Annotated in this window: 19 protein-coding genes; 10 read left to right on the forward strand and 9 right to left on the reverse strand. The window is 53.7% G+C overall.

What is annotated here, in order from left to right:
- Window position 1: 1 nt before the first annotated feature.
- Window positions 2-1,666, reverse strand: a complete 1,665-nt coding sequence (locus HV237_RS18570; RefSeq protein WP_047357658.1) for a bifunctional 3-(3-hydroxy-phenyl)propionate/3-hydroxycinnamic acid hydroxylase — start codon at window positions 1,664-1,666, stop codon at window positions 2-4.
- A gap of 191 nt (window positions 1,667-1,857) precedes the next feature.
- Between HV237_RS18570 and HV237_RS18575 the strand changes: the two genes are divergently transcribed.
- Both HV237_RS18575 and HV237_RS18580 read left to right on the forward strand, forming a co-directional pair.
- Entirely contained in the window at window positions 1,858-2,670 is an 813-nt protein-coding gene (locus tag HV237_RS18575; RefSeq protein ID WP_046275638.1) for a DNA-binding transcriptional regulator, read from the forward strand.
- Between the two features lie 135 nt (window positions 2,671-2,805).
- Complete coding sequence (locus HV237_RS18580; protein WP_046275619.1) at window positions 2,806-3,114, forward strand: putative quinol monooxygenase; 309 nt, start codon at window positions 2,806-2,808, stop codon at window positions 3,112-3,114.
- A 127-nt stretch (window positions 3,115-3,241) separates the two neighbouring features.
- Here HV237_RS18580 and HV237_RS18585 read toward each other — a convergent pair whose 3' ends face one another.
- From HV237_RS18585 to HV237_RS18595, 3 genes are all read right to left on the reverse strand, one after another.
- The gene (locus HV237_RS18585; RefSeq protein ID WP_016151966.1) at window positions 3,242-3,718 is read right to left on the reverse strand and encodes a cold shock domain-containing protein; all 477 of its coding nucleotides are present in this window, start codon (window positions 3,716-3,718) and stop codon (window positions 3,242-3,244) included.
- A gap of 86 nt (window positions 3,719-3,804) precedes the next feature.
- Window positions 3,805-4,050 carry a DUF2543 family protein gene (locus HV237_RS18590; protein WP_019076120.1) on the reverse strand — a complete coding sequence of 82 codons (246 nt, stop codon included), beginning with the start codon at window positions 4,048-4,050 and terminating at the stop codon, window positions 3,805-3,807.
- Window positions 4,051-4,482: 432 nt separating this feature from the next.
- The gene (locus HV237_RS18595; RefSeq protein ID WP_047357657.1) at window positions 4,483-5,091 is read right to left on the reverse strand and encodes a class I SAM-dependent methyltransferase; all 609 of its coding nucleotides are present in this window, start codon (window positions 5,089-5,091) and stop codon (window positions 4,483-4,485) included.
- Between the two features lie 164 nt (window positions 5,092-5,255).
- Here HV237_RS18595 and HV237_RS18600 point away from each other — a divergent pair, with 164 nt between their 5' ends.
- The 4 genes from HV237_RS18600 (at window position 5,256) to HV237_RS18615 (ending at window position 11,277) form a co-directional block, all read left to right on the forward strand.
- Complete coding sequence (locus HV237_RS18600; RefSeq protein WP_016151953.1) at window positions 5,256-6,338, forward strand: LacI family DNA-binding transcriptional regulator; 1,083 nt, start codon at window positions 5,256-5,258, stop codon at window positions 6,336-6,338.
- Between the two features lie 121 nt (window positions 6,339-6,459).
- On the forward strand, window positions 6,460-9,543 hold the full coding sequence (locus HV237_RS18605) for a beta-galactosidase (protein ID WP_181541581.1): 3,084 nt from the start codon (window positions 6,460-6,462) through the stop codon (window positions 9,541-9,543).
- Between the two features lie 52 nt (window positions 9,544-9,595).
- A complete protein-coding gene (locus HV237_RS18610; protein WP_047357652.1) occupies window positions 9,596-10,849 on the forward strand; it encodes an MFS transporter in 1,254 nt (417 codons plus the stop codon).
- 155 nt (window positions 10,850-11,004) lie between these two features.
- Window positions 11,005-11,277: a YceK/YidQ family lipoprotein gene (locus HV237_RS18615; protein WP_047357651.1), complete on the forward strand. Its 273-nt coding sequence runs from the start codon at window positions 11,005-11,007 to the stop codon at window positions 11,275-11,277.
- A gap of 44 nt (window positions 11,278-11,321) precedes the next feature.
- On the opposite strand, the gene prpE is transcribed toward HV237_RS18615, so the two are convergent.
- From prpE to prpB, 4 genes are all read right to left on the reverse strand, one after another.
- Window positions 11,322-13,208, reverse strand: a complete 1,887-nt coding sequence (prpE, locus tag HV237_RS18620; RefSeq protein ID WP_047357650.1) for a propionate--CoA ligase — start codon at window positions 13,206-13,208, stop codon at window positions 11,322-11,324.
- 39 nt (window positions 13,209-13,247) lie between these two features.
- Window positions 13,248-14,699, reverse strand: coding sequence for a bifunctional 2-methylcitrate dehydratase/aconitate hydratase (locus HV237_RS18625; RefSeq protein WP_047357649.1), 1,452 nt, complete (start codon window positions 14,697-14,699; stop codon window positions 13,248-13,250).
- Between the two features lie 37 nt (window positions 14,700-14,736).
- A complete protein-coding gene (gene prpC / locus HV237_RS18630; protein ID WP_016151947.1) occupies window positions 14,737-15,906 on the reverse strand; it encodes a 2-methylcitrate synthase in 1,170 nt (389 codons plus the stop codon).
- Window positions 15,907-15,986: 80 nt separating this feature from the next.
- Complete coding sequence (gene prpB, locus HV237_RS18635) at window positions 15,987-16,868, reverse strand: methylisocitrate lyase (protein WP_016155797.1); 882 nt, start codon at window positions 16,866-16,868, stop codon at window positions 15,987-15,989.
- Window positions 16,869-17,119: 251 nt separating this feature from the next.
- On the opposite strand from prpB, the gene prpR reads away from it, so the two are divergent.
- Window positions 17,120-18,730, forward strand: coding sequence for a propionate catabolism operon regulatory protein PrpR (prpR, locus tag HV237_RS18640; RefSeq protein ID WP_046275626.1), 1,611 nt, complete (start codon window positions 17,120-17,122; stop codon window positions 18,728-18,730).
- 32 nt (window positions 18,731-18,762) lie between these two features.
- Here the strand turns inward: prpR and yahO are convergent, their stop codons facing one another.
- Window positions 18,763-19,038: a DUF1471 family periplasmic protein YahO gene (gene yahO / locus HV237_RS18645; protein ID WP_016151944.1), complete on the reverse strand. Its 276-nt coding sequence runs from the start codon at window positions 19,036-19,038 to the stop codon at window positions 18,763-18,765.
- A 273-nt stretch (window positions 19,039-19,311) separates the two neighbouring features.
- Here yahO and HV237_RS18650 point away from each other — a divergent pair, with 273 nt between their 5' ends.
- The 3 genes from HV237_RS18650 to HV237_RS18660 all read left to right on the forward strand — a co-directional run bounded on the left by HV237_RS18650 (window position 19,312) and on the right by HV237_RS18660 (window position 22,726).
- On the forward strand, window positions 19,312-19,944 hold the full coding sequence (locus tag HV237_RS18650; RefSeq protein WP_016151943.1) for a LysE family transporter: 633 nt from the start codon (window positions 19,312-19,314) through the stop codon (window positions 19,942-19,944).
- A 79-nt stretch (window positions 19,945-20,023) separates the two neighbouring features.
- Window positions 20,024-21,412, forward strand: coding sequence for a diguanylate cyclase (locus HV237_RS18655; protein WP_016151942.1), 1,389 nt, complete (start codon window positions 20,024-20,026; stop codon window positions 21,410-21,412).
- Between the two features lie 219 nt (window positions 21,413-21,631).
- On the forward strand, window positions 21,632-22,726 hold the full coding sequence (locus HV237_RS18660; protein WP_032931024.1) for a 4Fe-4S binding protein: 1,095 nt from the start codon (window positions 21,632-21,634) through the stop codon (window positions 22,724-22,726).
- Window positions 22,727-22,785 lie beyond the last annotated feature (59 nt).

The raw sequence follows: 22,785 nt of genomic DNA on the forward strand, positions 1-22,785 counted from the left end.
ATCAGGCCACCTTTTCAGCGGGAATGTGGGCATTAACGCGGGTGAGCGTCATCACCGACGCCAGTTTATTCAGGGTACTGCCCAGGGTTTGCGGAATGGCGATGGCGGCTACAAAGCGGTCCGGGCGTATCACCACCAGCGCGGCGTTGTGCTGGGCAAACCACGCGCGCAGGCGGTTTTGCGTATCGCCAATGCGGGTAACGCCGTCGTGGTTATCCTGATCGGTTTGTATCTGTGTATCCGGCACCACCTGGATAAACTGTGTCCCCAGCGCCTGCCACTGTTGGATCTGCGCCTCGCTCATGCCCCACAGCGGGTTACAGCCCCAACCGATCACCGCGAAATTCGGTCCGATGACGTTGTCGAGCAGCGTCACTTCACCAGATTCCAGCGTTACCTTCGGCTGGATAAACATCTTGCCAACGGGAGAGGTTTTCGCGTCGCCTTCACGCACCAGCGCCCCGGCGTGGTACTGCGGCATCGGCTTAAAGCGCATTTCAAGGAAGTAGCGTTTGACCGGCGGAATGTAGTTCAGCAGCCAGGAAACCCCGTCGCGCACCGCGCCGTGCCAGCGTTTCGGCGGCGCAAGTACGTTGCCTGCGGTCACCGAGAGATCGATCATCGCTTTGGCGTGGTCGCGGCGCTCCTGCTGGTAGGTATCCAACAGCGCATCACCGGCTTTGCCCTCAATCACCAGCGCCAGTTTCCACGCCAGATTGAAAGCATCGCGCATGCCACTGTTGTACCCCTGCCCCTGCCAGACCGGCATAATGTGCGCCGCATCGCCCGCCAGCAGCACGCGGTCAATGCGAAAACGTTCGGCCAGACGTGCGTTATGGGTATATACGCGCTGGCGGATCAGCTCGACGTTGTCCGGGTTCGGCAGCACTTTGCTCAAAAGCTGGCGCATATTCTGCGGTTCGTTGAGCTGCGCTTCGGTTTCCCCTGGCATTACCATAAATTCAAAGCGGCGCACCGCGTGCGGCAGCGCGGCGGAGACATACGGGCGCACCGGATCGCAGCACAGATACACATGCGGCGTGCTGAGCGGATCGTTAGCGATATCCACCACAATCCACTGATTCGGCGCGGTTTTGCCTTCAAATGGCACATTCAGCGAACGTCTGACGTTGCTGGCCCCACCGTCGCAGGCCACCAGCCACTGAGCTTTCACCGTTTCACGCTGGCCATCCGGCGCTTTCAGGTTCAACGTCACTTCACCATTTTGCTGGCTGAAGGCTTCCAGTTCTCGGGAGAACAGGCAGCGCACGTTGGGAAAACGCGACAGCCCTTCCAGCATCACCGCGTCTACCTGCGGCTGAATAAACGCGTTGCGGCGCGACCAGCCAAATTCGTCGGTCATCGGCTGGATATCAGCAAAACAGCGCCCTTTCGGGGTGAGAAAGCGCATCGCATGCCACGGCGTGGTGTGCGGCAGAACATTTTCGACCAGACCGACGGACTGCATGGTGCGCAGCGCTTCATCGTCAATGCCGATGGCGCGAGGATAGTCGATAAGGGTATCGAGCTTCTCCACCACCAACACCTCAATGCCCATCTGGCCAAGATAGTTCGCCATCATCAGCCCTACCGGACCGGCTCCGGCAATCGCTACCTGCACGGTGTGCTGCACAGCGGGTTGGATATCTGGATTTATTGTTGTCATTTCAGAACCTCACTACTCGGACAATATGCAATTGCAGACCCTGGTGAGGCGCAATTGTTTTTGTTAAAATAATGTGAATAATTTTTTATTGTGCGGTCAGTATAGAAGTGAGTTTTTGCGCTACAATCAAAACATGCCTGGATGTGCACTAAGTGCACAACGTTGTTTTAACTGTAGATTTGTCAATAAATATGAAAAGTGACGACGGTACCGAATACAAAACCGTGCGCGGGTTAACGCGCGGACTAATGTTATTAAATATGTTAAATCGTCTCGACGGCGGGGCCAGCGTTGGCCTGCTGGCAGAGCTGAGCGGCCTGCACCGCACCACGGTCAGGCGACTACTGGAAACCCTGCAGGATGAGGGTTACGTCCGGCGCAGTCTGTCCGATGACAGCTTTCGCTTAACCATTAAGGTCCGTCAGCTCAGTGAGGGATTTCGTGACGAGCAGTGGATTTCTGCGCTCGCCGCCCCGCTGTTGGGAGATTTGCTGCGCGAGGTCATCTGGCCGACCGACGTTTCCACGCTGGATGTGGACGCGATGGTGGTGCGTGAAACCACCCATCGCTTCAGCCGCCTGTCGTTTCATCGGGCGATGGTCGGGCGTCGTTTGCCGCTGCTGAAAACCGCATCCGGCCTGACCTGGCTGGCATTTAGCCCGGAGAATGAACGTCAGGAACTGATTGAAATGCTGGCTTCACGACCAGGAGATGAGTTCCAGTTGGCGCGCGAACCGCTGAAGCTCGACGCCATTTTGAGCCGTGCGCGAAAAGACGGTTTTGGCCAGAACTTTCGCGGTTGGGATCAGGAGGAGAAAATCGCCTCCATCGCCGTCCCCATTCGCAGTGAACAGCGGGTGATCGGCTGCCTGAATCTGGTGTATATGGCCAGCGCCATGACCATCGAACAGGCCGCGGAAAAACATCTTCCGGCCTTACAAAAGGTGGCGAAACAGATAGAGGACGGCGTTGAGTCGCAGGAGATTTTGGTTGCCGGGAGGTGAGATGGATCACAGTTAAGCGGATCATCGGATTAATAGCTGAGATAACTCACTCACCGACCGATATAACACAGTGGCGTCTTGCCCTAAATATATCTTCATCACATAGTGTGCATTCGTTTTCTGCCAGGAGGCTGCATGTTAAAGGTCATTGCCGAAGATTTCATCAAACCTGAGTATATTGAAACCGTTCTCCCTTGGTACCGTGAGCTAATATCGGCGACGAAGAAAGAACCACAATGCATTGCTTATGACCTCTATATTGATGAAAAAGATCCGGGGCATTTTATTTTTATTGAAGAATGGCCAAACCACGCGGCTCTCGATGAACATTGTGCCAGTGAGCATTTCCGGCGACTTGTGCCGTTAATCGATCAATACACGCGCCAGGAAGCACGTTACATACTGATGGATGACGTGGTAATTCCAGGTGCCTCATCAAAATAAAAAAACAGAATGGAATTTGCTATTTGGCTCAAATGGATATTCCCTTCTGACAAAAATACGCATAAAAAAACCGAAACCCCGCTTCTGAAAAGAGCTGGATTTCGGTTTTCATTCACTCTGAAGGGCTTCAGACCTTAAGCAGTTTCACCGTCTCGTCGATATCGATTTCATCTTCCGAGAAGATCAGCGTCGTGCCCTGGAAGGTGGTGATGGCCAGCTTTTTCAGCGTGCGCATTTCACCAGGCTTCACGTCTGATTTCGGTCGGATGCTGTTCATCAGCACACCAACGGACAGCACCGCATTTTCTTTGTCGATACGAGTCTCAGCAGGGACTTCTTCGCTGTAGACCAGGTAAGACTTGATCGCCGTGAGCTTCAGACGCTCGCCCGCGATATAGATGTATTTGCTGTCGGGTATGACTTTTACCGCGTAGGCAGATAAGCCTTTGTTGTTGGTGGTAGGCTCAAAGGTCACCGCCGCGTCTTTCTTGATCAGCTCAGGATTAGCAACCTTAATCACATGAAAATAGCGGTTGTCGCCGTTTTCATCTTTGATAAATCCAAAGCCTTTATCTTTAAACCACGTTGTGATTGTTCCGTTCATTGCTGTTTCCGCCTGATTAAACCTATTACTTGTAGAGTATACCTACTCAATTTGCGCGCAGTGTAAAACACAGGCTATGTCTTTGGCTACTCGTTACCCCAACGATTGAGGAACTCCGCGATATCATCGATACGCTGTGCGTCGACTCCAGCCTCGGTTGCCATCTCCTGCTGCGCTTCTTCGCTGATCTCTTCATTGTTCATCAAACGAGTGATCAACTGCTGGAAGTAGAGTGCCAGTGCGTCGCGTTCTGTATCGCTCACCGGCTTTGCAGCTTCAGTCGCGTATTCGTCGGCGATATCATAAAATTTTAGCGGAATGTCGTTGTTCATCGGGTGCTCCGGGGTAAATGCGTGTGCCAGCAGTTGCCTGCCGCGTCTGGTGTGAATGATAGCATTCTTATTTCATGGTTCGCGATCTGTTTTATTGGCTGCAATACGTTGCATATATCAACACTATTTTCTGGAGCCGCTTCGAATTTAATAAATCTACTCTTATTTAAATGACGTTTTTTTTCAGTACGAGATAATGGCTGCGAATTAAATAAAGAGTCGCAAAGGAAATATTCAATTACTTTAATTCTAATTACATTATCGAACTCTGCCATCTGCTATTGGCCCAATCTCATCGCTAGTCGCCCATTTGCCCACATTCATCTTCTGGGCAACACTCTACGATGACACCACTGACCCAACATGTGGAGCAAACACCATGAACATCACGCAAATCCGTAACGCCACACAGCGCATCACCTTTGGCGGCGATTAGCCACGTTTTTGCGCCAGCCAGATGGTATGCCCGGCGCAGTGCGGATCTTCCATCACCATCTCTACCACCACAAAACCCTGCGCTGACAGCAATGCACGGTATTCATCCGGCGCGAGGCTGGCGTGAAACAGCGGTTCGCCCTCAAATTGCCCCATCGCGATACCGTTTTCCGTCCCGCTGGTAAACATCAGCGCGCTGCCGGGACGGCTGAGTCGGTCAAAAATCGGGAACATCTTTTGCTGATCCTGCTGAGTTAAATGGAAAAAGCTGTCCCAGGCGATCAGACCATCGAAAGTCTCGTTAAGTCCCAGCTCGCGCATATCCTGCTCCAGCCAGCGCTGTGCGGGAAAAGAGTGCCGGGCCCGCGCCAGCATCGCCGCAGAACCATCAATTCCCGTAAGCTGAAAGCCTTGCTGAATAAAATAACCAGCAATCGGCTGACCGTTGCCGCAGCCAATATCCACAATGCTGCCCTGCCCGCCCATCACGGTGATGAACTTATCCAGCCAGCTTTTCTCGAACAGTGCGCGTGAACGCTGGCTGGCAAAGGCCTCCGCATGACGTTGGTAGATGGACAGAATGTTGTTTGCCGCAGAGTCGCTCACGATGTCCTCACTTTTTTATGCTGTTAAGCATCACGACGATAAATCCTCCAGCACACGATCCGCAACCCTGGAATGCGCCTCGCAGAACCAATGCGCAAATACCCCAAAACCGTCCCGCTGTGGCATCATAGCGCGCAGATAACGTCATGACAGGGGTGATAAACGTGAAACCGGTAACGCTATACGATGTGGCAGACCATGCAGGAGTCTCTTACCAGACCGTCTCGCGCGTCGTGAATCAGGCCAGCCACGTTTCCGCAAAAACCCGACAGAAAGTTGAGGCCGCGATGGCGGAGCTCAATTACATCCCCAACCGCGTCGCACAGCAGCTGGCGGGCAAACAGACGCCGCTGATTGGCGTCGTGACGGCGAACCTTGCCCTGCACGCCCCCTCGCAAATCGTTGCCGCCATAAAATCCCGCGCCGACCAGTCCGGGGCCAGCGTGGTGATCGCCATGGTCGAACGTAGCGGCGTTGAGGCATGTAAAGCCGCAGTCCACAACCTGCTTTCTCAACGCGTAACCGGGCTTATCATCAACTACCCGCTGGATGAAGAAGACGCCATTGCCGTGGCTACCGCCTGCGGTACGGTGCCGGTACTGTTTCTTGATGTCTCTGATCAGACGCCAATTAACAGCGTGATTTTCTCCCATGACGACGGCGCACGTCTCGGCGTTGAACATCTGGTGCAGCATGGGCATCAGCGTATCGCCCTGCTGAGTGGGCCACACACTTCGGTTTCGGCAAGACTTCGCCATGCGGGGTGGCATAAATATCTGGCGCACTACCAGCTGCAACCCACCGCGGAGCTGGAAGGCGACTGGAGCGCGATGTCAGGTTTTCAGCAAACGCTGCATATGCTTAATGGTGGTAATCTCCCCACTGCCATGCTGGTCGCTAACGATCAAATGGCGCTGGGCGCGATGCGGGCAATCAGCGAGTTCGGTCTGCGGGTGGCGGTTGATATCTCGGTGATCGGCTACGATGACACCGAAGACAGCGCCTGCTACATCCCACCACTGACCACCATCAGGCAGGATTTTCCGTTACTGGGTGAAACCAGCGTCGACAGACTGCTGCAACTTCCCCGTGGGACCTCAAGCGTGGGCAACCAACTGCTGCCCGTAACCCTGGTTAAGCGCAATACGGTTCTGCCTCCTGATACGCAAACCCTCTCACCCCAGGTACTGGCCGACTCACTGATCCAGCTAGCGCGGCAAGTTTCGCAGCTCACACCTAAATTGTGAACGCATAACAATTGTGTGAGTCAGTTCACTCATTGAGCGCCCCATCCTTTACAGTTGGGATCGCTTATTCGTATTTTGATTGAAATTGTGAGCGAATAACAAATTCAAACAGGATACCGTTATGAACCTGAACACAGATTCACTCTCCGCTGTACTGGCCCGCCGTGACTGGGAAAATCCCGGCGTCACGCAGCTCAACCGCCTGGAGGCGCACCCGCCGTTTTGTAGCTGGCGCTCAGCAGATGATGCGCGCACCAATCAGCGATCAACTCAGTTACGCTCGCTAAATGGCAAGTGGCAGTTCGCCTGGTTTTCCGCGCCTGAGGCCGTGCCGGAAAGCTGGCTGACGAGCGATCTGCCACAGGCTGATACTGTCAACGTCCCCTCTAACTGGCAGATGGATGGTTACGACGCGCCAATTTATACCAACGTCACCTACCCGATCCCGGTTAACCCCCCGTACGTTCCAGCGCAGAATCCGACAGGATGTTACTCGCTCACATTCAGTATCGAAGACGCGTGGTTAGATGAAGGTCAGACGCGCATTATTTTTGACGGGGTGAATTCCGCGTTTCATTTGTGGTGCAATGGTCGCTGGGTTGGCTACGGTCAGGACAGCCGCCTGCCGTCTGAATTCGATCTTAGCGATTATCTGCTGCCAGGAGAAAACCGCCTGGCAGTGATGGTGCTGCGCTGGAGCGACGGCAGTTATCTGGAAGACCAGGACATGTGGCGCATGAGCGGGATCTTTCGCGATGTATCTTTGCTGCATAAGCCCACTACGCAAATCCGCGACCTGCGCATTAACACCCGTTTTAACGACGATTTCAGCCGCGCCACGCTGGAAACAGAAGTCAGAGTGGCGGACAACGAGAGCGAAGATTTACGCGTCACCCTGCAATTGTGGGACGGTGAAACGCTCACTCACGAAACGACTTCCCCGCTCGGCAGCGAAATTATTGATGAACGCGGCGCTTATCATGATCGGGTTACCCTGCGTCTGAACGTCGAAAACCCGGCGCTGTGGAGTGCCGAAACGCCTAATCTGTACCGCGCTGTGGTCCAGTTACGTACCGCTGACGGAGTGCTGATTGAAGCGGAAGCCTGTGATGTCGGCTTTCGTCAGGTTCGTATTGAAAACGGCCTGCTGTTACTCAACGGTAAGCCGCTGTTGATTCGCGGCACCAACCGTCATGAGCACCATCCGGTCAACGGTCAGGTGATGGACGAGGCGACGATGGTGCAGGATATTCTGCTGATGAAGCAGAATAACTTTAACGCCGTGCGCTGCTCCCATTACCCGAACCATCCATTGTGGTACACCCTGTGCGATCGCTACGGCCTGTATGTGGTCGACGAAGCCAACATTGAAACCCACGGCATGGTGCCGATGAATCGCCTCACCGACGATCCCACATGGCTGCCAGCCATGAGCCAGCGCGTCACGCGCATGGTGCAACGCGATCGCAACCACCCGAGCATCATCATCTGGTCACTGGGCAATGAATCCGGGCATGGCGCCAACCATGACGCGCTCTACCGCTGGATAAAATCAGAAGATCTGTCCCGCCCGGTACAGTATGAAGGCGGCGGCGCAAATACCACAGCGACCGACATTATTTGCCCAATGTACGCCCGCGTCGATCAGGATCAACCCTTCCCCGCGGTACCCAAATGGTCGATTAAAAAGTGGCTGTCGATGCCCGGCGAGCAGCGTCCGCTGATCCTCTGCGAATACGCCCACGCCATGGGCAACAGTTTTGGCGGCTTCGCCAAATACTGGCAAGCGTTCCGTCAATTTCCGCGCCTACAGGGCGGGTTTGTCTGGGACTGGGTAGATCAGTCGCTGATTAAATATGATGAGAACGGCAAGGCATGGTCTGCCTACGGTGGTGATTTTGGCGACACGCCTAACGATCGTCAGTTTTGCATGAACGGCCTGGTGTTCGCCGATCGCACCCCGCATCCGACATTATACGAGGCCAAACATGTGCAGCAGTTTTTCCAGTTTACGCTGCTGCCGGGACCCAAACGCCAGATTGAAGTAACCAGCGAATATCTGTTCCGCCACAGCGATAACGAAGTTCTGCACTGGTCGATTGCCCAGGATGGCAACCCGCTGGCCGCCGGAGAAATCGTGCTGGATATCGCCCCACAGAGTCGCCAGGTGATTACCCTGCCAGATGTCCCGCTACCGGAAACCGCCGGACAGTTATGGCTAACGGTACGCGTAGAGCAACCTCAGACCACCGCATGGTCAGATGCCGGGCACATTAGCGCCTGGCAGCAATGGAAGCTGGAAGAGAAACTCAGCCTGGCGCCACGGCCAACTGCCCGTACCGCACCACAGCTGAACGTGAGCGAAAACACCTTTACTGTTGAGATCAACGACAAGCGCTGGCAATTCGACCGTCAGTCTGGCCTGCTGACACAGTACTGGATTGGCGACGCAGCCCAGCTGTTAACCCCGCTTACTGACCAGTTCACCCGCGCGCCGCTGGACAACGACATCGGCGTGAGCGAGTCAACCCGCATCGACCCTAACGCCTGGGTCGAACGCTGGAAAGCCGCCGGTCATTATCTGGTCGAAGCAACGTTACTGCACTGTGCTGCCGACACGCTGAGCAATGCGGTACTGATCGCCACCGAACATGCGTGGCAGTATCAGGGCGAAACGCTGTTCGTCAGCCGAAAAAGCTATCGCATTAACGGCAATGGTGAAATGCAGATAACGGTGGATGTCGACGTCGCCAGCGGCACGCCACATCCGGCCCGCATCGGCCTGAGCTGCCAACTGGCGCAGATCGCTGAGCGCGTGAACTGGTTAGGTCTCGGCCCACATGAGAACTACCCGGATCGCCTGAGCGCCGCCTGTTTTGATCGTTGGGATTTGTCGCTTGATGAGATGTACACCCCGTATGTTTTCCCTGGCGAAAACGGTCTGCGCTGCAACACGCGTGAGCTACGCTACGGCGCGCATCAATGGCGAGGGGACTTCCTGTTCAACATCAGCCGCTTTAGCCAGAAGCAACTGATGGAAACCAGCCACCGCCATCTGCTGCAACCGGAGGCAGGTACCTGGGTCAATATTGATGGCTTCCATATGGGCGTGGGCGGTGACGACTCCTGGAGTCCTTCCGTTTCACCAGAGTTCCTGCTGAGTGCCGGACGCTACCACTACCAGCTGGTCTGGGGTCAAAAATAATAATAATCGGGCAGGTTCCCCCCTGCCCGCATTCATCGTAAGGAAGTCCATTATGTATTATTTGAAAAACACTAACTTTTGGATGTTCGGCTTCTTCTTTTTCTTTTACTTTTTCATTATGGGTGCCTATTTCCCCTTCTTCCCTATCTGGTTACACGATATAAACCATATCAGTAAAGGTGACACCGGGATCATTTTCGCCTGTATTTCACTATTTTCATTATTATTCCAGCCTGTTTTCGGACTGCTTTCCGATAAGCTTGGCCTGCGTAAACACCTGCTGTGGGTAATTACCGGAATGCTGGTAATGTTTGCCCCATTCTTTATTTACGTCTTTGGCCCGTTATTACAGGCTAATATTTTACTGGGTTCGATTGTCGGCGGGATTTACCTTGGCTTTATCTACAATGCCGGCGCTCCGGCGATTGAAGCCTATATTGAAAAAGCCAGCCGCCGAAGCAATTTTGAATTTGGTCGCGCGCGCATGTTTGGCTGCGTGGGCTGGGCGCTGTGCGCCTCAATTGCCGGGATTATGTTCACCATCAATAACCAGTTTGTCTTCTGGTTAGGTTCCGGCTGTGCGGTCATTCTGGCATTGCTGCTGCTCTTTTCAAAAACAGATGTCCCCTCTTCTGCAAAAGTTGCGGATGCGGTAGGCGCCAACAACTCAGCATTCAGTCTGAAGCTAGCGCTGGAGTTATTTAAACAACCGAAACTCTGGTTCCTCTCCCTGTACGTGGTCGGCGTTTCCTGTACGTATGATGTGTTTGACCAGCAGTTCGCCAACTTCTTTACCTCGTTCTTTGCCACCGGCGAACAGGGTACCCGTGTGTTTGGCTACGTCACGACCATGGGGGAATTACTTAATGCCTCTATCATGTTCTTTGCGCCGCTGATTGTGAACCGCATTGGCGGAAAGAACGCCTTACTGCTGGCCGGTACGATAATGTCGGTGCGGATCATCGGCTCCTCCTTCGCCACCTCTGCGCTGGAGGTCGTCATTCTCAAAACGCTGCATATGTTTGAAATACCGTTCCTGATCGTCGGTTGCTTCAAATACATCACCAGTCAGTTTGAAGTGCGCTTCTCGGCCACAATTTACCTGGTGTGCTTCTGTTTCTTCAAACAGTTAGCAATGATTTTCATGTCAGTTCTGGCCGGAAAAATGTATGAGAGTATTGGTTTCCAGGGGGCGTATCTGGTGCTGGGGATAATTGCGCTAAGCTTCACGTTGATTTCCGTATTTACCCTAAGTGGACCGGGGCCGTTTTCTCTGCTGCGTCGTCGCGAAAGCGTCACGCTGTAAAAGCCTCTTTGCCGGATACACCACTCACGTGGTTTATCCGGCCTTCGATGTGCCATCCTCACACGATGAGTCCTGACCTGGTGGTTTAAGTTCCGAGGACAACACGCCGCTTTTTTATCGTTATGGTAAAACGGGGCGAGAAGCCAGGTCATAGCATGAGCAAAAAGACGGTTGCGGTAACAACGCTCTTTATCAGCGTATTACTTACAGGATGTGGCAGCATTGATGCGCGCACGGCAGGCGAGGATTCAGATACGTATTACGTGGGTATGCGCCATGATATTGATAAACTAAAAAACCTGGGCGCTTACGATTATAACTATTTCGATTTAGCGCTGTTATTTGTTGATGTGCCGTTATCGTTCGTGGCCGATACGGTTTATGCGCCGTTTGATTACTATCACGGGCCGTATAAGAAAGTTGATTAACACGTAGGCCCGGTAAGCATTGCGCCACCGGGCATCACACGACGTTACTCCTCGATCGCCTGACGGATTTGCTGCAACGATGCGGGATCGTCAATGGTCGTCAGATCGCCAGGATCGCGGCCTTCGCAGATCGCCTGAATCGTCCGTCTGAGCATTTTGCCGGAGCGTGTTTTCGGCAGCTGCGACACAAACCAGACGTGCGCCGGACGACCAAAATTACCAATTTGACTGTCCACCAGCGCCATAATCGCCTTCTCTTCCGAATGGGCAATGTCGCTGTCTTCCAGACTGTCGCTCTGTTTTGGAATAACGAACGCGACCGCCACCTGCCCTTTCAGCGCATCCTTCACGCCAACTACCGCCACCTCGGCGACGTTTGGATAGCTGGAAATACTCTCCTCTATCTCGCGCGTCCCCAGCCGGTGTCCGGCCACGTTGATCACGTCATCCGTACGGCCCAGAATGAAGTAATAGCCATCGGCATCGCGAATGCCCCAGTCAAAGGTGGCGTACACCTGGCGGGAAAACAGCGACCAGTAGGTATTCACAAACCGCGCGTCATCCCCCCAGATAGTCTGAATACAGCCCGGCGGCAGCGGCCCTTCAATCACCAGCATCCCCTTCTCGTTCGCCGCACAAGGTTCACCGGTCACCTCATTGAGCAACTGCACGTTATAGCCGTACATCGGCACGCCAGGACTGCCCAGCCGCGACGGTCGGTCGTCCAGCCCGCGGGCGATAGCCATAATCGGCCAGCCGGATTCAGTCTGCCAGTAGTTGTCGATAACCGGGACGCCCAGCGTTTCCGTTACCCAACTGGCGGTCGGTTCATCCAGCGGCTCACCCGCCAGATACAGCACCTCCAGCGAGGAGAGATCGTGATTGCGGATTTGCGCGGTTGGGAATTTTTTCAGCACGCGGATGGCGGTCGGGGCCGAGAACATCCGGCTGACCTGATACTTCTCAACAATTTTCCACCATACGCCGCAGTCCGGATACGTTGGCAGCCCTTCGTAAACCACCGTCGCCATCCCCGCCAGCAGCGGGGCATACACGATATAGGAATGCCCAACCACCCAGCCGATATCCGACGCGCAGAAGAACACGCCGCCCGCTTTGCCGCCGAAAATGGTGTCCATCGAGGTCGCCAGCGCGACCGCGTAACCACCAACGTCGCGCTGGACGCCTTTCGGTTTACCGGTTGTCCCGGAGGTGTAGAGAATGCAGGACGTTTCGTTCGACTCCAGCCACACAACCGGCACCCGTGCGCCGAGATGCTGTTGGCGTAGCGCGGCAAAGTCGAGGTCACGCCCCTCCACCCGCGCCATTTTCGCCAGACCGCGGTCGACCAGCACCACATGACGCGGCTGATGCTGAGCCTGATCGATCGCATCATCGAGTAGCTTTTTATAGGGCAGGATCTTGCCGCCGCGCGCCCCGGCATCCGCCGAAACGATAACCACCGGTCGGGCGTCATCGATGCGCGCCGCCACGCTGTGCGAAGCAAAACCACCGAACACCACCGAATGGATCGCCCCAATGCGCGCGCAGGCCAGCAGCGTAATGTGCGCTTCGGCGATCATCGGCATATAAACCAGTACCCGATCCCCGCGCTGTACGCCGAGCGACAACAGCATCGCTGCCACAATATTCACTTCGTCATACAACTGACGAAAGGTAAACGTGCGTTCTTCTTCGGTTTCTGATGACACCGCAATCAGCGCCAGCGCCTCGGGCTGTTTCTCCAGCCAGCGGTCGATGGCGTTATGGCACAGATTGGTCGTCCCGCCGCAAAACCAGCGGGCAAACGGCGGATTGCTGTGGTCCAGTACCTGCGTATACGGCTGCTGCCAGTCAATACGCTGGGCCTGCTCGGCCCAGAACGACTCCGGCTGCGTAATAGAACGTTGATAAAACTCGCTATAAGACATAATGCTCTCCTGTTGAACTTACGCCTGATGAGTCGGGTTTCAGATAACAAACAAATCCATATACTCATTGACCGGCATCTGCTCCAGGCGAGTTCTGTCCAGGGAGACATCCAGAATGCGCTGCTGCTGACGGGTCGGGAACTGACGCGCCAGGTTGATTTTGAACTTCTCGACCAGCTTCGGCATCCCGTCGTTACGACGGCGCGCATGGCCGATTGGGTACTCCACCACCACTTCTTCAAAACGTGAGCCGTCGGTGAATTCCAGGGTGATGGCATTCGCGATGGCGCGTTTTTCAGGATCGTGGTAATCGGCTGTAAAGGCCGGGTCTTCAAAGCAGTTGATCTTCTCGCGCAGGGCATCAATGCGTTTGTCCTGCGCCACGCCGTCTTCATAATCTGCCGCGGTTAAACGCCCGAACAGCAGCGGAATAGCGACCATATACTGGATGCAATGATCGCGATCCGCCGGGTTATTCAGCGGGCCTTTTTTATCGATGATACGGATACAGGCTTCGTGCGTACGAATGGTCACTTTTTCGATATCCGCCGCCGTTTTCCCTGCAGCCTGTAGCTGCTCGTACAGCGTCATCGCTGCCTCTACCGCAGTCTGCGAGTGGAACTCGGCCGGGAAGGAGATTTTAAACAGCACGTTTTCCATCACATAAGAGCCGTACGGGCGCTGGAAGCGGAACGATTCGCCTTTGAAAGAGACGTCATAAAAGCCCCAGGTTTTCGCCGTCAGCGCAGACGGATACCCCATCTCACCGGTTTTCGCCATCAGTGCCAGACGTACCGCGCGCGAAGTTGCATCGCCAGCTGACCAGGATTTACGCGTGCCGGTATTTGGCGCATGGCGATAGGTACGCAGCGACTGCCCGTCAACCCACGCCAGCGACACGGCGTTGAGGATTTCATCCCGGTTCAGGCCAAGCATCTCGGCGACCACCGCCGTGGAGGCCACTTTGACCAGCAGGACGTGATCGAGACCGACGCGGTTAAAAGAGTTTTCCAGCGCAATGCAGCCCTGAATTTCATGGGCTTTAATCATTCCGGTGAGCACTTTTTTCATGGTTAACGGCGCTTTCCCCACCGCTACCGCATTGCGTGACAGCCAGTCAGCCGTGGCCAGAATGCCGCCGAGGTTATCGGAAGGATGACCCCATTCCGCGGCCAGCCAGGTGTCGTTAAAGTCCAGCCAGCGGATCATCGCGCCGATGTTAAACGCCGCCTGCACCGGATCGAGCTGGAACTGGGTGCCCGGAACGCGCACGCCGTTCGGCACCACAGTCCCTGGGACTACCGGCCCCAGCAGTTTTTTACAGGCCGGATATTCCAGCGCTTCCAGGCCGCAGCCTAAGGTATCAAGCAGGCAATAATGCGCGGTGTCATACGCTACCGTCGAAGTGATCTCGTAATTCATGACGTAATCAACAATATCAACGATTTCACGGTCAAATTCCGGGCGGACGTTCGAAATATGTGCAGACATAACAAGGGTTCCTGTTTTTATATTTAGAGGTTTTGCATTAGCAACGCTGATCTATCGCGACAAAGACACGATCTTCCGGGCCGGTGTAATTGGCGGAAGGACGGATAATTTTGTTGTCTTGGCGCTGTTCAATGATGTGCGCCGCCCAGCCGGTGACGCGGGCGATGACAAACAGCGGTGTGAACATTTCAGTCGGGACGCCCATCATGTTGTAGGAGACTGCCGAGAACCAGTCGAGGTTGGGGAACATCTTTTTCGTTTCCCACATCACGTCTTCCAGACGGTCGGCGATGTTATACATTTTCAGCGAACCGCCTTCCTGAGAAAGCTGTTTCGCCACGCGCTTTATCACCTGATGGCGCGGGTCGGCGATGGTGTAAACCGGATGACCAAAGCCAATCACCACTTCTTTGTTTTCAACGCGTTTACGGATATCCGCTTCCGCTTCGTCTGGCGTTTCGTAGCGCTGTTGGATCTCCAGCGATACTTCATTCGCCCCGCCGTGTTTCGGACCACGCAATGCGCCAATCGCGCCGATAATCGCGGAATACATATCGGATCCGGTCCCTGCAATCACGCGGCTGGTGAAGGTGGAGGCGTTGAATTCGTGTTCGGCGTACAGCACCAGCGAAATATGCATCGCTTTTTCCCAGCTTCGCGACGGCTTTTCGCCATGCAGCAGATGCAGGAAGTGTCCACCAATGGAATCATCGTCAGTTTCCGGCTGAATACGCTCGCCGTTATGGCTGTAGTGATACCAGTACAGGAGAATAGAACTGAGCGATGCCAGCAGCTTGTCGGCAATATCGCGTGCGCCGGAAACGGTATGCCCTTCTTTTTCCGGCAACGTACAACCCAGCGCGGAGACGCCGGTGCGCATCACGTCCATCGGGTGCGAGGCAGCAGGCAGCGCTTCCAGAACGGTACGCACGTTTGCGGGCAGCCCGCGCAGCGCTTTTAATTTGCTTTTATAGGCGGTGAGCTCATCACGGGTGGGCAATTTCCCGTGGATCAGCAGGTGCGCGACTTCTTCAAATTCGCACTGCTGCGCCAGGTCGAGAATATCGTAGCCGCGATAGTGCAGGTCGTTACCGCTTTTGCCTACGGTACACAGCGCGGTATTTCCGGCGGCGACGCCTGACAGCGCAACCGATTTTTTAGGCTTAATGACATGGGTACTATTTTGCAGGATCGTTGTGTCGCTCATGTTGTCCTCGTCATTTTTATAATATGTAGGGTACAAATTTATTGCCGGATGGCGGCTACGCCTTATCCGGCCTACGACGGTTACTTCTTGGTATACAACGCGTCGAGTTTCTCTTCGAACTGGTAGTAATTGATGCTTTCGTACAGCTCGTTGCGTGTCTGCATAATGTCGATAACGCTCTTTTGCGTTCCTTCCTGGCGCAGCACGTTGTAAACCTTTTCCGCAGCGCGGTTCATGGCGCGGAAGGCCGACAGTGGATACAGCGCCATCGCGACGTTCGCGCTGCGCAGTTCATCAGTGGTGAACAGTGGCGTAGCGCCAAATTCGGTAATGTTGGCGAGGATCGGCACCTGTACCGCATCGGCAAACTGACGGTACATGGCAAGCTCGGTAATGGCTTCCGGGAACAACATATCCGCGCCTGCTTCGACGTACGCCTGGGCACGTTCGATGGCGGCCTCTAACCCTTCCACCGCCAATGCATCGGTCCGCGCCATGATCACAAAGTTGGGATCGGTACGCGCATCGACGGCGGCGCGGATCCTGTCGACCATCTCTTCTTTCGAGACGATCGCCTTGTTCGGGCGATGGCCGCAGCGTTTGGCGCCGATCTGATCTTCAATATGCAGCGCGGCGGCACCAGCTTTGGAAATCGACTTCACGGTCCGCGCCACGTTGAAGGCTGACGATCCAAAACCGATATCCGCATCCACCAGCAATGGCAGCGGGCAAACATCAGTGATACGGCGAATATCGGTTAGCACATCATCAAGGGTAGAAATACCAAGATCCGGCAGACCCAGAGACCCAGCCGCGACGCCGCCGCCGGAGAGATAAATCGCCTGATATCCGGCGCGTTGGGCCAGCAGAGCGTGGTTGGCGTTGATGGTGCCAACGATTTGTAATGGGTTTTCTTTGCTGAGCGCGGCGCGAAACGCCTGCCCTGGGGAGTGTAGAGACATATCCCGTCCTTTGTTATCAACTTGTTATCGTTCGTTGATTTATTTAAAGCAAGGGGTATGCCAAAGACCTTAATTTTTAATTAATTTATATATTTATCTTTAAAAACAATATATTAAATTAAATCCTTGTATCTTTGTTGCACAAAAGCGTGTCAGCTATCGTTTCATGAAACGTTCCTTCACGTTTCATTGCAACATTAATGAAACACAACTAAACCCTAATACTCGGTGCCTTACTTTTTAGGATGGTTATGGCTGATACGCATCTTCCGCCGCGGGTGAACGACGACAAACCGGTTATCTGGACCGTTTCGGTCACGCGCCTGTTCGAACTGTTTCGCGACATCAGCCTGGAGTTCGACCACCTGGCAACCATCACCCCTATTCAGCTTGGTTTTGAAAAAGCGGTGACGTATATCCGCAAGAAGTTAGCCACCGAGCGTTGTGATGCCATCATTGCCGCGGGTTCCAACGGGGCGTATCTGAAAAGCCGTTTATCGATTCCGGTGATCCTGATTAAACCCAGCGGGTTTGACGTGCTACAGGCGCTGGCCAAAGCGGGAAAGCTCACCTCGTCGATTGGTGTCATTACCTATCAGGAAACCCTCCCCGCGCTGCTCGCTTTTCAAAAAACCTTCAATTTGCAGCTTGAACAGCGCAGCTATATCACGGAAGAAGATGCCCGTGGTCAAATCAACGAGCTGAAGGCCAGCGGCACGCAGGCGGTCGTGGGCGCGGGGTTGATTACCGACCTGGCAGAAGAAGCAGGCATGACCGGCATCTTTATCTATTCGGCCGCCACCGTGCGCCAGGCCTTTGTCGATGCGCTCGATATGACTCGTCTGACGCTGCGCAGAAACGGTCCGTACGTTTCCGGCGATACGCTGCGCACCCGCTATGCATTGGGGGATATGCGCGGTCACTCGGCACAGATGGAACAGGTGCGGCACACCATTATGCTTTATGCCCGTTCACGTGCGCCGGTGCTGATTCAGGGCGAAACCGGCACGGGCAAAGAGCTGGCGGCGCAGGCAATTCATCGTGAGTTTTTCACCCGTCAGGAGAATCGGCGCGGTAAACCTTCGCCGCCGTTTGTTGCCGTCAACTGCGGGGCAATCACCGAATCATTACTGGAAGCGGAGCTGTTCGGCTATGAGGATGGCGCCTTTACCGGCTCCCGTCGGGGAGGACGCGCGGGCCTGTTTGAAATCGCCCACGGCGGAACGCTGTTTCTTGATGAGATAGGCGAAATGCCGCTGCCGTTACAAACCCGACTGCTGCGCGTGCTGGAAGAAAAAGAGGTCACCCGGGTAGGTGGACATCAGCCGATTCCGGTCGATGTACGAGTGATTAGCGCCACCCACTGTCATCTGGAGCAGGAGATAAAACAGGGAGAATTTCGCACCGATCTGTTTTATCGCCTGAGTATTTTGCGCCTCACGCTACCGCCGCTACGCGAGCGATTGCCCGATATCCTGCCGCTGGCGGAAGGCTTTTTAAAACAGTCGCTGGCGGAACTGGAGGTGCCGTTTTCTGAACCTGTGCGCAAAGGGCTGGGTCTGAGTCAACCGACGTTACTGAATTATGGCTGGCCTGGGAATATCCGTGAACTGCGTAATATGATGGAGCGCCTGGCGCTGTTTTTAAGCGTCGAGCCGCAGCCGGAGCTGAACGTACAATTCCTGCAGCAGCTGTTACCGGAACTGGCCGTTGCTGCTGACGCGCCGCAGGTATCCTCATCGCTGACGCCGCAGCAGGTTCTGGCGCAATTCAATGGCGATAAAACCGCGGCTGCACGATATCTCGGGGTAAGCCGAACCACCTTCTGGCGCAGATTAAAAGAAAACCCGCCGATACAATGACCGGCGGGTATCGTGATTTTTACAGTAGCGTATTATTTTTTCTTGTAGATATTGGCTGTGCCATGGATTTTATTATCCGTTTGACCGGAGGTTAATACCACCACATCGGCCCCTTTCTCTTCTGCTTTCTTCAGCAGCTCTTCTTTAGCGTCTGAGACAGAAACTTCATTACTCGTTGAGATATCACCGATTTTTGTGTACTGCGACTCAACCTTTTCAAATTCAAGTTTTGTCATAAATTCCGCGGCATATGCGTTGGTCACGACAAAAGCTAATGCACCAATAAGTACTTTAATTCCAGTTTTCATAGACCAGCTCCAGGTTTTGTTATTACGCCATCATCGATCCCTGAACATTACATAACGCGATTCAAGGATGATTAATAACTAGTCCAGCCTGGATAAAAAATCCACATTCAGCAGGAATATATAGAGATTTTGCGGCGCAGAAAAAACCGGTCACCGGGTAGCAGCGCGTCAACCTGTTCAAAGTTTCAATAGCCAGTGTGAGTTGATCCTCAGAACAGGCAGCGCACTGAAATTATAGTGTTAACTTTATGAGAATCTGAGGAATTGTTGTCTATGGAACCTCTGCACGCCGTCGTACTCACCGTCAGCCTGTTTGTTTTAACTTTTTTTAACCCCGGCGCGAACCTGTTTGTGGTGGTGCAAACCAGTCTGGCGTCAGGGCGACGCGCGGGCGTGATAACCGGTCTGGGCGTCGCCTTAGGCGATGCGTTCTACTCCGGCCTCGGGCTCTTTGGCATGGCGACGCTTATCACTCAGTGTGAGGAGATTTTTTCGTTGATTAAGATTGTCGGCGGCGCCTATCTGCTGTGGTTCGCCTGGAACAGCATCCGGCATCAGGCGACACCGCAAATGCCAACGCTACAGCAGCCGCTTTCCGCCCCCTGGTATGTGTTTTTCCGCCGTGGGTTATTAACGGATTTATCTAATCCGCAAACCGTGCTGTTTTTTATTAGTATCTTCTCGGTCACCTTAAGCGCAGACACGCCAACGTGGGCCAGGTTGATGGCCTGGGCAGGCATTGTGTTGTCTTCCGTTATCTGGCGTATTTTTCTCAGCCAGGCGTTTTCGTTGCCCGCCGTGCGCCGTGCGTATGGCCGAATCCAACGGGTTGCCAGCCGGGTGATTGGCGCCATTATTGGTGTCTTCGCGCTCAGGCTTATTTATGAAGGTATTAGCCATCGATAAGAGAGTTTAACTTGACCATCGTGAGGTAATTGTCCGTAATACCGCCTGAATTTTTAATCGCACGTTGAGTGGCAGTAAGATGGAACAGGTTGAACCGGTAAACGACACATTACTCCTTACAGAATGGCAGGCGCTGTTACGTCAAACATCGCCTGAAGTTCACACGCTCCTGACATCGTTAAGCGATGAAGAGATCCGCCATTTAGTAACCGTTTTTTATGACTATATGCTCTCCCATGCGGAGAGCGCATTGTTCCTCAATACAGAACAGGTCAGTACCCGCCTCAGCGGCAGCATGTTTGACTGGCTGCGCAGCGTACTTGGCAGCGCCCACGAAGATCTCTCACAACTGCTGGCCAAACAGCGCAAAATTGGTGTGGTGCATGCCCGTATCGGCCTGCCCATCGATCTGGTTAACCGCGGCGCGCGCAAGCTGAAAGATGAGCTGTACAGAGTGTTAAAAACAAAGGCAGATTCCACTCCCGCCCTGCTGAGCGATGCTATCTGTTTCAGCAGTCTGGCAATGGATACTGCGCTGGAGGCCATGACGGTCTCCTATTCCCCCAGTTTTCAAAACTCTATGCACACGCAGGAGCAGTACCGTCTACAGACTATTTACGATGACGTTAACGTCGAGCGCGAGCGGCAAATCCGTTCGTTTACCGACTGGGAAAACCAGTTTATTTATAACATCGCCACCGGAATGCCTTTCGGTGAGATGGTGTTTCTGGCGAATTCTGACTTCGGTATGTGGTTATCACATAAGGGAAAACATATCCTCGGCAACAGCAATCTGCTGAATAAGATGGAATCACTGATTGCAGAGATCGACAGTCGTCTGACAACAACCCTGTCGCATCAGCATCAGCCGACAGAACCCGAGCGGATGAGCTTATTGCAGGATGTACGCCAGCTATCGGCAAAAATCCATTTCCTGCTCGCCTCAATGTTCGACGCGCTGGTTAAGCAGGAAAATGGTAAAGATTCGCTGACCCAGTTGCTTAATCGCCGCTTTATTCCGACCATCATGCGGCGCGAGATCTCGCTGGCGTTACATACGCGTAAGCCTTTTACCCTGGCGATGCTGGATATCGACTACTTCAAGCAAATTAACGATAACTTCGGGCATAATACTGGCGATCTGACGCTCAAAAACGTCGCGGCGGTCATTTACGATCATATCCGCAGCAGCGATTACGTGTTCCGCTACGGTGGCGAAGAATTTATGATTCTGCTCGTCGAGTCAGATGAAACACAGGCCAGTATTATTCTGGAAACGCTGCGTATGAAAATTGCCGAGATGCGCATGGCAGCCTCAGCGACAGAAACGTTTTCTATTACCGTCAGTATTGGTATTGCCGAATATGACTATCATCCCGACTATAAACAGTTGGTTGATAAAGCCGATCGCGCACTTTATCTGGCGAAAAGTAATGGCCGCGACCGCGTTGAGGTTTATCAGGAATAATCGTTGCCCAGCAGAGAAATAAATACCCCGTTCAGGGTATTTATCTGACCTGTGATAAATATCGGGCTGTTATTATTTTTCAGGCATATTGGCATGAAGAAAATAACAGCCGCGTAATAAGATGCAAATCAAATACACCAAATCTGAATAGCGCTAGCATATCCCGGTGATGACGCCTTCTGAATGCAGAAGGGGAAATATGAGGGATACTATAAAACCATGAACGGGAAGATGAGAACGCGCTGGCAGCGCCGCCCAGGCACGACCGGGGGCAAACTGCCGTGGAATGACTGGCGCAACGCCAGCAGCTGGCGAAAAGCCACCCAGTTTCTCCTGCTGGCTATCAATATTTATATTGGCGTGGCGTTCTGGTATTGGGTCCGCTATTTCGAAACCGCCGGCACCAGCGTTTATATTCCAAGGCCCGGCGGTATTGAGGGATGGCTGCCGATAGCGGGTTTGATGAATTTCCGCTATACGCTAGAGACCGGTTTTCTTCCGCCTATCCATGCCGCCTCAATGCTGCTGTTAGTTGCGTTTATCCTGATTAGCCTGTTGTTAAAAAAAGCTTTCTGTTCATGGTTATGCCCGGTGGGGACGCTTTCCGAACTGCTCGGTAATCTGGGGAGAAAATTATTCGGTCGTAACTTTACGCTGCCGCGCTGGCTGGATATCCCGCTGCTCAGCCTGAAGTATCTGCTGCTGGGGTTTTTCTTGTATATCGCCCTGTCGATGCCCGCCCAGGGGATTCAGTACTTTCTGACGTCAGCCTATGGAATCATCATCGATGTGAAGATGCTCGATTTCTTTCGCCATATTGGCTCCGCCACGCTCATCTCCGTGGTGGTTATCAGCCTCCTGAGCCTGTTTATTCGCAACGCCTGGTGTCGTTATCTGTGCCCTTACGGCGCACTGCTTGGTCTGTTCTCGCTGTTCTCGCCGTTTAAAATCCGCCGCAACGCCGACAGTTGCATTGATTGCGGGAAATGCGCGAAAAATTGCCCATCGAAAATCCCGGTCGACAGACTGATTCAGGTGCGTACTGTGGAATGCACTGGCTGCATGACCTGTGTTGAATCCTGCCCGGTGGCTTCAACATTGAGCTTTTCCCTGCAGACACCGCCGGGTGCAAAAGGCAGCGGTAAAGCGTTATGGCGACAAACGGCACTGTCGGGTGTTGCCATGACAATACTGGTGCTGGGGATTCTGTTTGCCACTATTGGTTACGCGGTATATGCCAATGTCTGGGATACGCCGGTACCGGACCACCTGTATTTCCAGTTGATCCCGAAAGCAAAAATGATCGGCCATTAATGCTTTACCAGTATGTTCAAAACCCCTGCCAATTCTGGCAGGGTTTCCTGCCTGTAACG

Origin of the sequence: Citrobacter sp. RHBSTW-00570, from assembly GCF_013739755.1 — a bacterium.
GTDB lineage: Bacteria > Pseudomonadota > Gammaproteobacteria > Enterobacterales > Enterobacteriaceae > Citrobacter > Citrobacter braakii.

Bases quoted from the DNA above. Each gene is read 5' to 3' on its own strand.
- HV237_RS18570 (WP_047357658.1), bottom strand. From the start codon at position 1,666: ATGACAACAATAAATCCAGATATCCAACCCGCTGTGCAGCACACCGTG.
- HV237_RS18575 (WP_046275638.1), top strand. From the start codon at position 1,858: ATGAAAAGTGACGACGGTACCGAATACAAAACCGTGCGCGGGTTAACG.
- HV237_RS18580 (WP_046275619.1), top strand. From the start codon at position 2,806: ATGTTAAAGGTCATTGCCGAAGATTTCATCAAACCTGAGTATATTGAA.
- HV237_RS18585 (WP_016151966.1), bottom strand. From the start codon at position 3,718: ATGAACGGAACAATCACAACGTGGTTTAAAGATAAAGGCTTTGGATTT.
- HV237_RS18590 (WP_019076120.1), bottom strand. From the start codon at position 4,050: ATGAACAACGACATTCCGCTAAAATTTTATGATATCGCCGACGAATAC.
- HV237_RS18605 (WP_181541581.1), top strand. From the start codon at position 6,460: ATGAACCTGAACACAGATTCACTCTCCGCTGTACTGGCCCGCCGTGAC.
- HV237_RS18610 (WP_047357652.1), top strand. From the start codon at position 9,596: ATGTATTATTTGAAAAACACTAACTTTTGGATGTTCGGCTTCTTCTTT.
- HV237_RS18615 (WP_047357651.1), top strand. From the start codon at position 11,005: ATGAGCAAAAAGACGGTTGCGGTAACAACGCTCTTTATCAGCGTATTA.
- prpE (WP_047357650.1), bottom strand. From the start codon at position 13,208: ATGTCTTATAGCGAGTTTTATCAACGTTCTATTACGCAGCCGGAGTCG.
- HV237_RS18625 (WP_047357649.1), bottom strand. From the start codon at position 14,699: ATGTCTGCACATATTTCGAACGTCCGCCCGGAATTTGACCGTGAAATC.
- prpC (WP_016151947.1), bottom strand. From the start codon at position 15,906: ATGAGCGACACAACGATCCTGCAAAATAGTACCCATGTCATTAAGCCT.
- prpB (WP_016155797.1), bottom strand. From the start codon at position 16,868: ATGTCTCTACACTCCCCAGGGCAGGCGTTTCGCGCCGCGCTCAGCAAA.
- prpR (WP_046275626.1), top strand. From the start codon at position 17,120: ATGGCTGATACGCATCTTCCGCCGCGGGTGAACGACGACAAACCGGTT.
- yahO (WP_016151944.1), bottom strand. From the start codon at position 19,038: ATGAAAACTGGAATTAAAGTACTTATTGGTGCATTAGCTTTTGTCGTG.
- HV237_RS18650 (WP_016151943.1), top strand. From the start codon at position 19,312: ATGGAACCTCTGCACGCCGTCGTACTCACCGTCAGCCTGTTTGTTTTA.
- HV237_RS18655 (WP_016151942.1), top strand. From the start codon at position 20,024: ATGGAACAGGTTGAACCGGTAAACGACACATTACTCCTTACAGAATGG.
- HV237_RS18660 (WP_032931024.1), top strand. From the start codon at position 21,632: ATGAACGGGAAGATGAGAACGCGCTGGCAGCGCCGCCCAGGCACGACC.